General features: G+C 44.8%; 16 protein-coding genes. 10 read left to right on the top strand and 6 right to left on the bottom strand.

Annotated elements, in window-relative coordinates; genetic code table 11:
- Positions 1 to 34: 34 nt before the first annotated feature.
- The 5 genes from P22_RS07965 to P22_RS07985 all read right to left on the bottom strand — a co-directional run bounded on the left by P22_RS07965 (position 35) and on the right by P22_RS07985 (position 4,849).
- A complete protein-coding gene (locus tag P22_RS07965; protein ID WP_054259701.1) occupies positions 35 to 1,006 on the bottom strand; it encodes an ABC transporter ATP-binding protein in 972 nt (323 codons plus the stop codon).
- Complete coding sequence (locus tag P22_RS07970) at positions 1,006 to 2,010, bottom strand: ABC transporter ATP-binding protein (RefSeq protein WP_054259702.1); 1,005 nt, start codon at positions 2,008 to 2,010, stop codon at positions 1,006 to 1,008. Before P22_RS07970 ends, P22_RS07965 begins: the two co-directional genes overlap by 1 nt.
- An 11-nt stretch (positions 2,011 to 2,021) precedes the next feature.
- Positions 2,022 to 2,933, bottom strand: coding sequence for an ABC transporter permease (locus P22_RS07975; RefSeq protein WP_054259703.1), 912 nt, complete (start codon positions 2,931 to 2,933; stop codon positions 2,022 to 2,024).
- Between the two features lie 4 nt (positions 2,934 to 2,937).
- Positions 2,938 to 3,870: an ABC transporter permease gene (locus P22_RS07980; RefSeq protein WP_054259704.1), complete on the bottom strand. Its 933-nt coding sequence runs from the start codon at positions 3,868 to 3,870 to the stop codon at positions 2,938 to 2,940.
- A 226-nt stretch (positions 3,871 to 4,096) separates the two neighbouring features.
- Entirely contained in the window at positions 4,097 to 4,849 is a 753-nt protein-coding gene (locus P22_RS07985; protein WP_054259705.1) for an exodeoxyribonuclease III, read from the bottom strand.
- A gap of 291 nt (positions 4,850 to 5,140) precedes the next feature.
- On the opposite strand from P22_RS07985, the gene fumC reads away from it, so the two are divergent.
- Positions 5,141 to 6,529 carry a class II fumarate hydratase gene (fumC, locus tag P22_RS07990; RefSeq protein WP_054259706.1) on the top strand — a complete coding sequence of 463 codons (1,389 nt, stop codon included), beginning with the start codon at positions 5,141 to 5,143 and terminating at the stop codon, positions 6,527 to 6,529.
- A 70-nt stretch (positions 6,530 to 6,599) separates the two neighbouring features.
- Here the strand turns inward: fumC and P22_RS07995 are convergent, their stop codons facing one another.
- Entirely contained in the window at positions 6,600 to 7,121 is a 522-nt protein-coding gene (locus P22_RS07995) for a cob(I)yrinic acid a,c-diamide adenosyltransferase (protein WP_054259707.1), read from the bottom strand.
- A gap of 312 nt (positions 7,122 to 7,433) precedes the next feature.
- On the opposite strand from P22_RS07995, the gene P22_RS08000 reads away from it, so the two are divergent.
- The 9 genes from P22_RS08000 to P22_RS08040 all read left to right on the top strand — a co-directional run bounded on the left by P22_RS08000 (position 7,434) and on the right by P22_RS08040 (position 14,694).
- Positions 7,434 to 8,351, top strand: coding sequence for a hypothetical protein (locus P22_RS08000; protein ID WP_054259708.1), 918 nt, complete (start codon positions 7,434 to 7,436; stop codon positions 8,349 to 8,351).
- Between the two features lie 409 nt (positions 8,352 to 8,760).
- Positions 8,761 to 9,726 (top strand): sugar-binding transcriptional regulator, encoded by a 966-nt coding sequence (locus P22_RS08005; protein WP_054259709.1) that lies wholly within the window; start codon positions 8,761 to 8,763, stop codon positions 9,724 to 9,726.
- A gap of 20 nt (positions 9,727 to 9,746) precedes the next feature.
- Complete coding sequence (locus P22_RS08010) at positions 9,747 to 10,124, top strand: transcriptional regulator GutM (protein WP_054259710.1); 378 nt, start codon at positions 9,747 to 9,749, stop codon at positions 10,122 to 10,124.
- Between the two features lie 120 nt (positions 10,125 to 10,244).
- Positions 10,245 to 10,763: a PTS glucitol/sorbitol transporter subunit IIC gene (locus tag P22_RS08015; protein WP_054259711.1), complete on the top strand. Its 519-nt coding sequence runs from the start codon at positions 10,245 to 10,247 to the stop codon at positions 10,761 to 10,763.
- A 38-nt stretch (positions 10,764 to 10,801) separates the two neighbouring features.
- Positions 10,802 to 11,830: a PTS glucitol/sorbitol transporter subunit IIB gene (locus P22_RS08020; protein ID WP_054259712.1), complete on the top strand. Its 1,029-nt coding sequence runs from the start codon at positions 10,802 to 10,804 to the stop codon at positions 11,828 to 11,830.
- A 29-nt stretch (positions 11,831 to 11,859) separates the two neighbouring features.
- Entirely contained in the window at positions 11,860 to 12,228 is a 369-nt protein-coding gene (locus P22_RS08025) for a PTS glucitol/sorbitol transporter subunit IIA (RefSeq protein ID WP_054259713.1), read from the top strand.
- 76 nt (positions 12,229 to 12,304) lie between these two features.
- The gene (locus P22_RS08030) at positions 12,305 to 13,600 is read left to right on the top strand and encodes an NAD(P)H-dependent oxidoreductase (protein WP_054259714.1); all 1,296 of its coding nucleotides are present in this window, start codon (positions 12,305 to 12,307) and stop codon (positions 13,598 to 13,600) included.
- A 257-nt stretch (positions 13,601 to 13,857) separates the two neighbouring features.
- Positions 13,858 to 14,148, top strand: a complete 291-nt coding sequence (locus P22_RS08035) for a hypothetical protein (RefSeq protein WP_054259715.1) — start codon at positions 13,858 to 13,860, stop codon at positions 14,146 to 14,148.
- 177 nt (positions 14,149 to 14,325) lie between these two features.
- The gene (locus P22_RS08040; RefSeq protein WP_054259716.1) at positions 14,326 to 14,694 is read left to right on the top strand and encodes an ArsR/SmtB family transcription factor; all 369 of its coding nucleotides are present in this window, start codon (positions 14,326 to 14,328) and stop codon (positions 14,692 to 14,694) included.

The raw sequence follows: 14,694 nt of genomic DNA on the forward strand, positions 1-14,694 counted from the left end.
TTGCAATTTCCGCCCGCTATCATGTCATAGAAGATCAGCTTGTTCTTAATAAATGGCAGGCGGCGAGATGCCCGCTACCGGTATCAAGCAGTATTGGCTCCTGTTCGGCGCAGAGTGACAGGGCATAGCGGCAGCGGGTCCGAAACCCGCAGCCGGAAGGAGGGGCTACCGGGCTGGGAACATCGCCGGATAAACGGATCCGTTCCCGCTGTCGCCATGCCGGATCAAGACTGGGAATGGCTGATAAGAGTGCCTGCGTATAAGGATGCAGGGGCTGGGAATATAATTCGCTGCTATCCGCCAGTTCGACAATTTTGCCGAGGTACATGACCGCAATGCGGTTACTGATGTGTTTTACCATAGCTAAATCATGGGCGATAAATAAGTACGTTAGCGACAGTGTTTCCTGCAAATGTTCCAGTAAATTTACGATTTGTGCCTGGATGGATACATCCAATGCCGAAATCGGCTCGTCACATATAATGAAACTTGGTTCCACTGCCAAAGCACGGGCGATACCAATCCGCTGACGCTGTCCGCCACTGAATTCATGCGGATAGCGTTTACTATGTTCAGGGCTTAACCCAACCAATTGCAATAAATCCCGGATGCGGTCACTGCGTTCCTGGCCGGTTGCCAGGCTATGGATATCCAGCGGCTCACCGATAATGTCCCTGACCGTCATGCGCGGATTGAGCGAGGCATAGGGGTCCTGAAAGATCATCTGCATACGACGGCGCAGTTTTTTTTGTGCTGCAGGAGTGCTGGTATTCATGCCATTAAAAAGAATCTCGCCGCTTGTCGGTTTATACAAATGGATGATAGTCCGGCCGGTAGTGGATTTGCCGCAGCCGCTCTCTCCCACCAGGCCCAGTGTTTCCCCTCTGGCGATGGAAAAACTGACATTGTCCACTGCTTTGAGAAAAGAGATGGGGCGGCCGAAAGCATTAGTATGGACAGGAAAATATTTCTTTAGATTGTGAACTTCCAGAATGGTTTCTTTCATTACTTTCCCACCTCCCGCTGCGGTTTAGGTGCGTCGGAGTGCTGCAGCCAGCAGGTTACGGTATGTTGCGGCGAGAGCAGGGTAGGTTCAGGTTGTTCCTGGCAGCAGATCTGCATGGCATGAGGACAGCGGGGATGAAAAGAACAGCCGGAGGGGACGTCCAGCAGGTTTGGCGGTTGTCCGTCAATAACCGTCAGACGTTTTTTCTCGCCGTTATCCAGGCGAGGCAGCGATTGGAGCAACCCCCGGGTATAAGGATGGCCAGGGCTGTGAAACATGTCGGTGACGGTTCCGGTTTCAACGATCTTTCCGGCATACATGACCATGACCCGGTTACAGAATTGGGCAACCGCGCCAAGATCATGAGAAATGAATATGATTGAAGTTTCTAAAGTGGCTTGCAGATCCTTAAGTAAATCAATAATTTGAGCCTGGATAGTTACGTCGAGTGCTGTTGTTGGTTCATCGGCCAGCAATAGCTTGGGATTGCAGGCAAGCGCCATAGCAACCATAACCCGCTGCCGCATACCGCCGCTGAACTGATGGGGATAATTTTTCAAGCGCTTCCGGGGCTGTGGAATGCCTACAAGATTTAATAACTCAACCGCCCGGTCATATGCCTGCTGCTTGGTCATTTGCTGGTGGAGTTCTAATGATTCGGCAATTTGCCTGCCAATCGTTAATACCGGGTTTAATGAAGTCATGGGATCCTGAAAAATCATACTAATTGTATTGCCCCGGATTTTCGTCATTTCTTTTTCGGTCTTTTGCAATAAATCGGTACCGTTAAACAGTATTTTCCCGTTTTTATAGCGGCCGGGCGGAGTGGGAATGAGCCGCATGATGGCATGGGCGGTGGCGCTTTTACCGCAGCCTGACTCACCGACTATTCCGACAGCCTCGCCGGGAAAAACTTCAAAATTTATGCCGTTAACGGCTTGCACTTCACCACTGAAGGTATCAAAAGACATAGTTAGATTTTGAACAGAAAGTAGTGGTTTCATGGGATACCTCCTTAACGCCGACTGCGAGGGTCCAACGCGTCGCGCAGCCCATCGCCGAGAAAATTAAAAGCCAGCATGGTAATACTGATTGCAAGCGCCGGAAAAAACAACTGAAATGGATAGGAACGCAGGCTGGTTAACCCTTCGGAAGCCAGCACACCCCAACTGGCCATGGGTGCTGCCACTCCCAGACCGATAAAACTGAGGAAAGCCTCGGTAAAGATGGCTTCCGGAATGGAAAGGGTCATGGTAATAATAATCGGCCCGAGACTGTTGGGCAGCAGATGGCGAAAGAGGATACGCCATCTGCCCGCGCCGAGGGTGCGGGCAGCAAGGATAAATTCCTGTTCTTTTAAACTGAGAATCTGGCCACGGACAATACGGGCCATACCCAGCCAATAGGCAATACCCAAAGCGATAAAAATATTAGTCAGTCCCGGTTTTAAGATAACCATCAGCAAGATGACATACAGCAATAACGGAATCCCATACAGAATATCGACGATATTCATCATAAGCCGGTCAACCTTGCCGCCTAGAAAGCCGGCGATGCCACCGTAAATGACGCCGAGGGTAAGGTTGATCAAGCTGGCAACAAGACCAATAGTTAAAGAAATGCGCGCTCCGTATAATACGCGAATGAACAAGTCGCGTCCAAGACTGTCCGTCCCAAACCAATGCATTGAACTTGGCGGCTGATTAACCTCCTGGAGGTTTTGGGCGGAGTAGGAGAGGTCGGATACCATGGGGCCGAATACGGCGATACAAATAATAAAAAGCAGGAAATAGAGACCGGCTATTGCCGGTTTGTTCTTTTTAAAGCGCTGCCACGCACTTTCTCCGGGGCTGGAAAAGGAATTATCATCCGCGACGGAAATGGTTTTACGTTCTATCGGCTGAAATGCTTCACCTGGAAGAAACATGTTCCTAGCCCTCCTGTCGGTCGTGTAAAGAAATACGGGGGTTGAGTAATGGATAAATCAGATCGACCAGCAAGTTTAGTGTGATGACTAATACGCTGTAGAAAACCGTTACCCCTAAGATTACGGTATAATCACGATTGTAGATGCTGGTAACGAAATGCCGGCCCAGTCCGGGAATGGCGAAAATATTTTCAATGATAAAGCTGCCGGTAAGAATGGAAGCCGTCATTGGCCCTATATAAGTGATAACGGGAATCAAAGCGTTTTTTAATGCATGCCGGTAGATAATAACGGTTTGCGATAAGCCTTTGGCTTTTGCGGTTCGAATATAATCCTGGGACAGAACTTCCAGCAAGCTGGCACGGGTCAGCCGGGCAATAAAAGCAGTCGGATAGCTTGCCAGAGCCAGAGCCGGCAAAATCATATAAGCCGGCCCGTTCCACATGGCTGCCGGCAGCCATTGTAGTTTAATAGCAAAAACATAAATCAGCAAAGTGGCAAGTACAAAACTGGGTACCGACACGCCTAGGGTTGCGACCAGCATAATCGTATAATCCTGCCAGCGGTTTTGGCGCAGTGAGGCAATCGTTCCGGCAGGAATGCCAAAGAGAAGGGCAAGCCCGATACTTATTATGCCCAGCTCTAGTGATGCGGGGAAACTTTCACGGATAATACTGTTTACCGTCCGGCCTTCATATTTAAAAGACGGACCTAAGTCAAAACGGGCTAAGTCAGCCAGGTAATCACCATACTGTTTCCAGAGCGGGTCATTCAGGTGATAACGTTCCTCAATGTTTTTTTTTATGGCTGGCGGAAGGTTTTTTTCACTGGTAAAGGGACCACCCGGTATGGTATGCATTAACAGGAAAGTGATAGTTATAATAGCGAATAAAACGAAAAAAGAACTGATTATGCGGTTTAATATATAACGCAGCAAATGGGACACTCCCTTCCTAAGCATGAAAGAGGTATACTCGCTGTATACCTCTTTGTCCAACGGGCTGTTTGTCTGATAGAGATATGCTCCCAATAGGGTGTATAGAATATGCAGCCAACTAATTAAGGGTGTGTATTCTATGACAGAGGTGTAAAGTCCTCCTCTCTCCTCCACGAAAAGTGTGAAAAAACAAAGAAAAAGAGAAAGGTCAAGTTCCCTTCTCCTTTTAGAATATATCCAGCCCCACAGGGCAGTGGTCACTGCCTAGGATGTCCTGATAAATGACAGAATCTTTCACCTGCGAGCATAACGACTTGGAAATCAGAAAATAATCAATACGCCAGCCCACATTACGCGCCCTGGCATTCATCATATAGGACCACCAGGTATAAGCCTCGGTTTTGTCCGGGTATAAATAGCGGAAAGAATCGTTAAAACCGGATTGTAGCAGGATTGTCATTTTGTTTCTTTCTTCGTCGGTGAAACCGGCGTTGCGGCGGTTAGACTGGGGATTTTTAATATCGATTTCCTGATGGGCCACGTTGAGGTCGCCACAGACAATGACCGGCTTCTTTTCATTAAGCTGCAACAGATAGGCACGGAAATCGTCTTCCCACTGCATGCGGTAATCCAGCCGCAGCAGTTCCCGCTTAGAATTGGGAGTATAGACATTAACCAGATAAAAATCGTTAAATTCGGCGGTTAACAGGCGTCCTTCTTGATCATGCTCTTCTTTTGCCATTCCGCAGGTTACCGACAATGGGGACCTTTTAGTAAAGACTGCCGTACCGGAATATCCTTTTTTTACGGCACTATTCCAATATTGTTCGTAGCCGGGAAGCTGCAGTTCCAACTGGTCTGGCTGCATTTTTGTTTCCTGAATGCAGAAAATATCTGCGTCCATAGCGGTAAAAAAATTCATAAATCCTTTGGTTAAGCAGGCCCTAAGACCATTTACATTCCATGATAACAGTTTCATTATTATAACCTCATCATCAGCCGGCATAAATACAGCCAAGCTTATTTTTGCAGAGATTAAAGAGAGTCTGGTATGCAGATAGCTATTTTGTGTTATTATAACAGACACGCCTTCTATTGCCAAGTAAAAAAGTAGGGATTGCATTTTGTACAAGAGTTGTGTTTAATAAAGTTAACGGATCTATTTAATGAATATATTCTAAGAGGGGGAAAGGATTACCGGTGCTATTTTGTAACAATGCCGTACTTTCCCTTCTAAATCTACATAGGAAAAAGAAAGGATGTGTGGCAGATGGAATATCGTATCGAAAAAGATTCCCTGGGGGAAGTGAAAGTTCCGGCAGATAAACTGTGGGGAGCGCAAACGCAGCGCAGCTATGAGAATTTCCGGATTGGCAGTGAGAAAATTCCTGCAGAAATGGTAACTGTTTTTGGCTTGTTAAAACGGGCGGCAGCAACTGTGAATAAAGCCCTTGGCGTTTTGGACGAAACCAGAGCGGATGCCATTATTGCCGCTTGCGACGAACTGCTTGATGACAAACTGGAAGGCAACTTCCCGTTATCCGTTTGGCAAACCGGCAGCGGTACGCAGTTCAATATGAATGTGAATGAAGTTTTGGCGCATCGCGCCCAAGCCATACTGAAAGCACAGGGGCGGGATATAGCGGTACACCCGAATGATCATGTCAACCGCTCGCAAAGTTCCAATGATATTTTTCCCACGTCATTACATGTTGTAGGGTTGACATTAATCCGCAAACAGTTGTTTCCCGCATTGGAGAATCTGCTGCAAACGCTGCAGGCAAAATTGGCTGAATTTAATGATATCGTAAAGATCGGCCGGACTCATCTTATGGATGCCACTCCTTTGACTCTGGGACAGGAAATAAGCGGTTGGGCAGGTATGCTGGAAAGAAACAAAATGATGCTGACAACAGGTATGGATTTCCTGAGAAATTTAGCCATGGGTGGAACGGCCGTGGGAACCGGTATTAACTCACATCCTGATTTTGGCGTTAGAGTCGCGGACGAAATCAGCCGCCTTACCGGTGAAGAATTCAAAACTGCTCCTAACAAGTTTCATTCCTTAACCAGTAAAGATGAACTGGTAGTGGTTCATGGCATGTTAAGGGCACTGGCAGCCGATTTGATGAAGATTGCCAATGACGTTCGCTGGCTGGCCAGCGGTCCGCGTTGCGGGATCGGGGAATTAACAATACCGGCTAACGAACCGGGCAGTTCGATTATGCCTTCTAAAGTCAATCCCACTCAGGCCGAGGCACTGACTATGATTGTGACGCAGGTTTTTGGCAATGATACCACCATAGGTTTTGCCGCCAGCCAGGGTAATTTTCAACTCAATGTATTTATGCCGGTTATTGCTTATAACTTTATTCAGACAGTACGGCTATTAAGTGACGGCATGAATTCCTTTAATGAAAAATGCGCAGTGGGGCTGGAGCCTAATCGTAAGAAGATCGAGCATAATTTGAATCAGTCTTTGATTTTGATCACCGGTCTAGTGCCGTTGATAGGTTATGATAAAGCGGCGGAAATTGCCAAAAAAGCGGCGAAGGAAGCTATCACGCTTAAAGAAGCGGCGTTGTCGACAGGTTATGTAACTGAAGCCGATTACAAGTATTATATGGATCCGGCACGCCTGATTAAGGCTACGGACTGAGCCCGGAGGCTATTAACAGACAAGAGGCCAAAACCGTTTGAGGTATTGGCCTCTTTATCATTTTGGAAACTCAGGTATTTACTAATTCTTGTTTTTCTTCCACATAACGGGCAAACGTATACAACACGTCGGAAAGACGGTTGACATATTTGATCACAAGCGGATTGAGCGGTTCCTGCTCGTCCAGAGCCATCATAATCCGTTCGGCACGCCGGCAGACTGTGCGGGCTACGTGCAAAATTCCTGAGGCTTGGCTGCTTCCGGGAACGATAAACTTGGGAGCGGGATCCATTTTTTTTACATATTCGTCAATCCAGGACTCAAAACGCAGAATTTCTGCTTCGCTTAACGGAGATTTGAAAACTGTGCCCTGTGGATCGGCGAGTTCTGCTGCTACCGCAAACAATTCTTTCTGGATAAGATGAATTCTTTCCACAATATTCCTGTCTTGTACAAAATGTTTGCCAAATCCCAATACTGAATTCAACTCATCGATGGTACCATAACTTTCCACCCGGATGCTGTTTTTACGCACCCTGGTTCCGTCTAATAAACTGGTTGTGCCTTGATCGCCTGTACGGGTGTAAATCATCGGTATTCCCCCCTTTAGACCCTTTTCTTTAAGATACCACAATTGTCTAACTTTCGGCAGTTTTTTGGACCAAAGAAATATCACTATTAAATCCCCTTTATAGCAGAGTGGAACAGCAGTTATTTATAACCGTTGATTTTTAAACTCTTCCGCTTTCCCTGAACTGCGTAAGTCCAGCGTATGTGTATAAATTTTTATATAAAATAGCCGATTATTGTAAATACAACACTCCTTATTTTTTTTATAATCAAAATGAGATTAAGGAAAAGTAAAACGGTATACAAAAAACTGCATAGTCTTGGGAGGGAGTTTATGCCTGAGGAGCAAATCAAGGTACAAGAAATTTCTTATGGTAATGTTGGAAGATGTGTACAAGTGGGGAACGGACAAATTGAATTTGTTGCCACGGTTAATTGTGGGCCGCGCATTATCCGGTTCGGATTTGCCGGAAAGCACAACGAATTTTGTGAACAGGAAGGCAGTATCAGCACATATGGTGGCCAGCGCTGGCAGGTCCGTGGCGGTCATCGTTTGTGGCACAGTCCGGAGCAGATGCCCCGCACCTATATTGCCGATAATGATCCGTTAACTTGCCAAAGTCTTGCCGACGGCTTTATCTTTACACAGCCGGTGGAACCATGGGTGCAAATTCAGAAAGAGATGGAAGTACGGCTAACCGAAAGCAATCAGTTAACGATAGTTCATAGACTGGTCAATCAAAATGCCTGGCCCGTTGAACTCGCTGTATGGGGGCTGACCGTTATGGCGCCGGGAGGAATGGAAATTATACCCCAGCCGGCTCATGATACCGGGCTGCTGGCAAACCGAAGGTTGGCGTTATGGCCTTATACTAAAATGAACGATCCAAGAGTATGTTGGGGAGAACGGTATATTACTGTGCGGCAGAATCCGGCGATGAAAGCTGCGTTTAAATTCGGCATTGACAATCAAGATGGCTGGGCGGCTTATTTTAACCGGGGACATTTGTTTGTCAAGCAGTATTGCCATCATGAGAAAGCCCAATATCCGGATTTCGGTGTTTCGTATGAGACCTATACCAATGATGCCATGCTGGAAATGGAGACCCTATCGCCCTTGACACTTCTGCAGCCTGAAGCCATGCTGGAACATAAAGAAATATGGAGCCTGTTTGAAAGCGTAGAACTAGAGGACCATGGCGAAAGCGGCTTGGATGCCTTGGTTCGGCGATATATAAAACATCCGGAATGAAGATAAGGAAGCAACTCGGTCGGACACACGATCTGCCGGGTTGTTTTTTTTGTTTTGTATAATGGTGACCCGTGAGACATGTTGCATAAATCTAAACATAGAAAAAATGTAAACATTCAAAAAAGATGGACTGAATTATTACAAATGTTCTATGTATAAAATATTGATAAAATAATGTCTCTGAGATATAATTATGAATCATAAGAGAGAAGTTATTATTACAACTGATTTTTTGCTAACGGCTGAATTTTCAAGCAATAATGAATCTTGTTTTTCTTGAAATATAAAAATAATATCAATATGAATATTTTACAAATGTTCTGAACAGATAATAATGATGAAATAATTTGACCATATTGTTTTTGTAGGATACTTTTTTAATCGCAAGAATTAGATTAGGGAGGCTGCAATGAAGAAGTTTATTGATGATGCCAGGCTGATTTTTAAATGTTGTAGTCTTTATTATGATGATGAAATGAGCCAACAGGATATTAGTGAATATCTTGCCGTTTCCAGGCCTTCCGTTTCCCGAATGCTTAAGCTGGGCAAAGAACAGGGCTTTGTGAAAATTGAGGTTACTAATCCTTATAACATAAAATTCGGAAAATTGGAAAGGAAGCTGGAAAAAAAGTTTGGCTTAAGAGAAGCTGTTGTAGCAGATTCAAGCCCGATAGAAACAGGCGTAGAGAGAATCAGTTCCAATTTGGGTAAGGAAACCGTAAATTTCCTGGTAAGAACGTTGGAGGATGGAGATGTAGTAGGCGTTTCCATGGGAATGACCTTGCAAAATGTAATCCGGGCAACCCGGCAGTTGGAAGAGCCGATTCGCTGCAAATTTGTACCCATTCTCGGCGGCATTGGTGCAAGCAGGCTGGATATTCACTCGAACTACATTGCCGGTGAGTTCGCCAAGTTATTTGGCGGGGAATGTGTGCAGTTTTTCTCTCCGGCCATTTTCTCGGATGTCAATGTATTAGAAGGTTTTCTTAAAGAAGAATCTGTGCAAAGTGTTTTGAAACTATACCACAGTGTAAGTACCGTCATTATGGGAATCGGTATACCGCAGCGCGGTGGGTCGACGTTAATGGAAACCGGTTATGTCAGTGGAGAAACTTTGGATAAATTCGTTGAAGAGGGTACGGTTGGCGATATCTTACTGCAGTTTTTTGACCAGGACGGCCATCTGGACAAGTTTACGAGTTTTAACCGCCGTGTGGCGGGGATGCCGATAGAACAACTGAAAAAAGTGCAAAAACGGATTGGCATTGCCGGAGGTGTCCATAAGGCCAGAGCCGTCCGGGGTGCAATACGCGGGGAATTTATCAATATATTAATCACCGATTATGATTGTGCAGTGGCCTTGCTTGAACTTTAAACAAGGGAGAGATTACAACCATGATTTTTATAGCTTTACTCGTCATTTTGTTATTACAGGCTATTGCCACCTATATACAGATTCAACAATATAAACAAGCAGTGCGCAGGCTGCGCAAATTAGGCAATGTCGGCATTGGCAGCAAAAAAGGCAGGCTGACGCCGGGCAACATAGTAGTCATTGCCTGTAACAGTGCCGGTGTGATTACCGGCGGTGAAGTGCTGGAGGGGTATACGGTTTTTAACGGTTTTAGGGAAGTAAGAGGCATCATTGGCAAGACTATTTATGAATTACGGTCAGAATATCTGGCTTTACCGGTAAAAAAACAAAAAGCTTATAAAGCGCATATGCAGGCATTGGATGCATTGGATATGAGACTGAATCCAACTGAGGTATAATTTGTTTTCACTGATCAGGGCCCGGTCAGGTGTTGGCAATATGATTATCTCATCTAAATAACGTTAATATAAAATGTATAAAAGCTGAAAAAATGACAATGAAAAATGGAGGAAAACAATATGGATTTAATAGCTAATTTTGCCAATGGGTTTATGAATCTTTTTAAAGCGGGCGCTGCGGTATTTTCAAGCTGGGTAACCGGAATTATTCCGCTTATCGTTATTTTAATGACTGCCGTGAGTGCGGTTATTAAATTAATTGGTGAAGAGCGGATTCATAGATTAGCGCAAAAAGCAACAGGGAATATCATCACCCGTTATACTATTTTACCTATTCTGGCTGTCTTATTTTTGGGAAATCCAATGTGCTATAGTTTTGGACGTTTTGTTGAAAATAAACATAAACCGGCTTATTATGATGCAACGGTCAGTTTCTTGCATCCGGTAACAGGTTTGTTCCCGCATGCCAACGGCGGTGAATTGTTCGTTTATATGGGTATCGCCGCCGGTGTTACTACGTTAGGTTTTCCGTTAGGTGAATTAGCGGTCAGATATTTTCTGGTCGGGATAGTGGTTATTTTTATACGCGGTTTGGTTACGGAAAAAATCTATGCCGCACTGAAAGCAAGAGAACAGTAAAGACACGCACCAGCAATAAAAACGGGAGGTATGATTAGATGTATCGAGCGATTACCATAGTGAAGGGAAACAGCGGCTGGGGTGGTCCTTTAACCATTATGCCGACAGAGGTTTGCAATAAAGTAGTCAGTCTTACCGGCGGGGGAATTCATCCAATCGCGGTAAAAATAGCGGAAATGACCGGGGGCGAGCTCGTTGACGGGTTTAAAACAGCTGTCCCTGATGAAGAAATGTTTGTTGCTGTTGTGGATTGCGCCGGTAGTGCCCGGTGCGGCGTTTACCCTAAAAAGAAAGTGTTTACGGTAAATGTCACTCCGGTTGGAAAAGTTGGACCGCTTGCTAAATTCATTGTTGAAAACTTATATGTGTCTGATGTTACGGAAACTTGTATCAGCTTTGCAGTAGAAGGTGCTGCCTTGACAAGTAAAGACGGTTCCGCTGCGCAAACCGTACAAGGCACGGTTGCTCTTGCCGTTACTGAACCTAAGACCAAGGCACAGGCCAGAGCGGAAATTGCCGCCATGAATTCCGGAAAAAAGAAAAACGTGATTACCCGTCTTGGCATAGCAGTTGGCGGCGTTGTGAATAAGTTTTATCAGGCCGGTCGTGAAACTATTGATATGGTTATGAAAAGTATTTTACCATTTATGGCTTTTGTGAGTATGATTATCGGGGTTATTCAGGTATCCGGTATCGGCAACCTGATCGCCCAGACCGTTTCACCTTGGGCCAGCACGTTGCCGGGCATGCTGCTAATCTCATTAATTTGTTCGTTACCGTTTGTTGCTCCGGTAATCGGCCCTGGCGCGGTTATCGCCCAGGTTGTTGGAACTTTGCTTGGTGTAGAGATCGGTTTAGGGCATATTCCTGTTCAATATGCTTTGCCGGCGCTGTTTGCGATCAATGCTCAAGTTGGTGGTGATTTTGTCCCTGTTGGATTAAGTCTTGGCGAAGCCGATTCCGAAACCATTGAACTTGGAGTACCGGCGGTGCTGTATTCACGTTTAATCACCGGGCCGTTAGCAGTGCTCATCGCTTATCTCTTTAGCTTTGGTCTGTATCAATAATAAATTTTTTTTAATGGAGAAGAATAAATATGAAATTTCATTGTGAAATTACGGGCTGGGGGCCGGAAGCCGTCCAGTTTCTTACTGAACCGGATTTGAACAGTATTATTATCTTTAATGAAGGTGTGCCGCCGGAACTGGCGGAGATGGCTGTTTTGCATAAGCCGGCTCCGCTGCTTGCCGAACCGGTTGTAGGGGATACTCTGAGTATTTGCGGCAAAGTCTTTACGATCAGTGCCGTTGGTTCTGAAGTAGTGAATACGCTGAAAGAGTTAGGGCATTGCACATTAAACTTCAAAGGAGGGCCGGAACCGGAACGGCCGGGCTGCATTATGCTGGAAGGGGACGAGTTGACTCCAGAGGATATTGTCGCTGGGGCCACTATTGAGATTTTTTAGTTATTAAATTTTACAGGAAGCTGGATATCGACTTGTTGTGAAGTTTAAAATAATTACACTAAAAGGGAGTCTTAGTATGTTAAACATGAATCAAAAGCTAATTAAACGTCAGCAGGAAGGCAAGCTGATTCGTACGGGTATCGTCGGCGCCGGACAGATGGGACGTGGGATGGTAACCCAGATGGTATTAATGCAGGGGATCATGCCGGCCATTGTATCCGATATTAACGTAGAAAATGCCGTACATGCTTTTCATTATGCCGGCGTAAAAGATGATCAAATTGCTATTGTGGATAATCTGGCTGATGCCAATAAGTCGATTGAAGCCGGAAAATATGTGGCTACTGCCGATGCGGATTTAATCTCCCAGGTTAACCTGGTAGAATGCGCAATTGATGCGACCGGTGTACCTGATGTTGGGGCAAAGATTGCAACTGATGCCATGAAAAACGGTAAGCATGTGGTCATGCTGAATGTAGAGACCGACGTAGTTATTGGTCCTTATTTGAAAAAAATGGCGGAAAAACAGGGGGTTATTTACACCGGTTCGGCTGGTGACGAACCTGGTGCAGTTATGGAATTATACTGCTTTGCCAAAGCCATGGGTATGGATGTAAAAGTAATGGGCAAAGGGAAAAATAACAAGCTGGACTATGATTGCAACCCCGATACGGTTTTAGAAGAGGCTACCCGTCGTAAAATGAGCCCTAAAATGCTTTGTGCTTTTAAAGACGGTACCAAAACCATGGTGGAAATGACTGCGATGTCCAACGCTACCGGACTGATTCCGGATGTCATCGGTGGTCATGGTATTGCCGCCGGATTAAAAGAGTTGCCCGAACTGTATAAATTGAAAAAAGATGGCGGTATTCTAAACCAGCATGGTGTTGTTGAATATGTAAACGGTATTGCACCTGGTGTATTTGTGGCAGTTTCAACGGAAAACGAGGAAATCGCCTATCAAATGCGTTATCATAGCATGGGTAACGGTCCGTTGTGGATTTTATACCGTCCGTATCATTTGTGCAATCTGGAAACCCCATTAACAGTTGCCAAAGCAGTTATTGACGGTGAATCCACCATTGTACCGATTGACGGTCTTGTAAGTGAGTGTATCACGGTTGCCAAAACGGATCTTAAAGCCGGTCAGTATATTGACGGCATCGGCGGTTACACAACTTACGGATCGATTGCAACTGCCGCTGAATCCGACGCCAAGGGTTATGTTCCTTACGGCTTGGTAACGAAGAAAACCCGGATGTTAAAAGAGGCAAAAAAAGGACAGCTTTTAACGTTGGATATGGTCGAACTGGATCAGTCTACCTTGATCTACAAGTTGCGCAAAGAACAAGATGCTATGTATAAAAAATAAGATTAAATTCAGGTGAGACAATAGTAAAACCGCATCCGGCCGGATGCGGTTTACTATTGTCTTTATGCCTTGATTATTAACAAAACATTTTCGGTAAATTGCTTGATCATAAATTTTGCCGGTATTATATTAAAAATAGGTAAAGAAATTACTCGAAAGGTGTAATTCGCATGAATATTTTATGATTATGCATTAAAAATAGAGTTAGACGGTGAAAAGTACTACGGAGAATTACCAGACAAGTAAAATATGAGAATTTGAAAAAAATATTTCAGGGCCTTGCGGAAGACGAACAACGTCATTATGAAATTATTCGGTTGATCCAAAGAGAATCTGTCGAAAAGGTTCAGACCAATCCGCTTTTAAGTACGGTACAGAATGTTTTTACCGTGAATACAAAACCTGCAATGGACAATCCGGAATTGCTTGCAAAACTAAAAAGTGAACAAATTGATGAAGGAACAGACAGAAAAAGCTGTTTGCTTGAAGCTAATGCAAGAAGAAGAGAAGCATGTGGAAGTCTTGAGAATATCATTGATATGTTGTGAATGATTGGTTCGAATCAGCCGAATTTAACCACCAGGATATTTATTAATAGTTCAGTCGCTGGCAATGCCGGCGATTTTTTTTGCTTATTTTTACATTACATATTATTGGTGTACTTTTTTTGTAAAATCGCATATAATAATATATGAACACATATTCATTTGTTGGAGGTATATACTATGTGGAATTCCGAATGTACCATTGATACCTGCGAACAGCTTTGTGAACACCCCCAAACTATCTGTGTGGCCAAAAAGGAAGCCATTCCCGAAATAGATGCCCAGCAGGTTGCGGATACCTTTAAATTATTGGGCGACACGACTCGCGTGAAGATTCTGGATGCGTTAGCCAAGAGGGAGCTCTGTGTCTGTGACTTATCCGCAGTTGTGGAGATGGGACAGTCGGCGGTTTCGCATCAGCTGCGCTTATTGAGAAATGCTCGTTTGGTAAAATACCGTAAAGAAGGAAAAATGGCATGGTATTCATTGGATGATGAACATATCCGATTGCTGCTCTCGCAGTGTGTAGAGCATATTCAGCACAGATAG

The organism is Propionispora sp. 2/2-37 (genome assembly GCF_001298735.1).
Taxonomy (GTDB): domain Bacteria; phylum Bacillota; class Negativicutes; order Propionisporales; family Propionisporaceae; genus Propionispora.

Coding starts and splice junctions, on each gene's coding strand:
- P22_RS07965 (WP_054259701.1), bottom strand. CDS start 1,006: ATGAAAGAAACCATTCTGGAAGTTCACAATCTAAAGAAATATTTTCCT.
- P22_RS07970 (WP_054259702.1), bottom strand. CDS start 2,010: ATGAAACCACTACTTTCTGTTCAAAATCTAACTATGTCTTTTGATACC.
- P22_RS07975 (WP_054259703.1), bottom strand. CDS start 2,933: ATGTTTCTTCCAGGTGAAGCATTTCAGCCGATAGAACGTAAAACCATT.
- P22_RS07985 (WP_054259705.1), bottom strand. CDS start 4,849: ATGAAACTGTTATCATGGAATGTAAATGGTCTTAGGGCCTGCTTAACC.
- fumC (WP_054259706.1), top strand. CDS start 5,141: ATGGAATATCGTATCGAAAAAGATTCCCTGGGGGAAGTGAAAGTTCCG.
- P22_RS07995 (WP_054259707.1), bottom strand. CDS start 7,121: ATGATTTACACCCGTACAGGCGATCAAGGCACAACCAGTTTATTAGAC.
- P22_RS08000 (WP_054259708.1), top strand. CDS start 7,434: ATGCCTGAGGAGCAAATCAAGGTACAAGAAATTTCTTATGGTAATGTT.
- P22_RS08005 (WP_054259709.1), top strand. CDS start 8,761: ATGAAGAAGTTTATTGATGATGCCAGGCTGATTTTTAAATGTTGTAGT.
- P22_RS08010 (WP_054259710.1), top strand. CDS start 9,747: ATGATTTTTATAGCTTTACTCGTCATTTTGTTATTACAGGCTATTGCC.
- P22_RS08015 (WP_054259711.1), top strand. CDS start 10,245: ATGGATTTAATAGCTAATTTTGCCAATGGGTTTATGAATCTTTTTAAA.
- P22_RS08020 (WP_054259712.1), top strand. CDS start 10,802: ATGTATCGAGCGATTACCATAGTGAAGGGAAACAGCGGCTGGGGTGGT.
- P22_RS08025 (WP_054259713.1), top strand. CDS start 11,860: ATGAAATTTCATTGTGAAATTACGGGCTGGGGGCCGGAAGCCGTCCAG.
- P22_RS08030 (WP_054259714.1), top strand. CDS start 12,305: ATGTTAAACATGAATCAAAAGCTAATTAAACGTCAGCAGGAAGGCAAG.
- P22_RS08040 (WP_054259716.1), top strand. CDS start 14,326: ATGTGGAATTCCGAATGTACCATTGATACCTGCGAACAGCTTTGTGAA.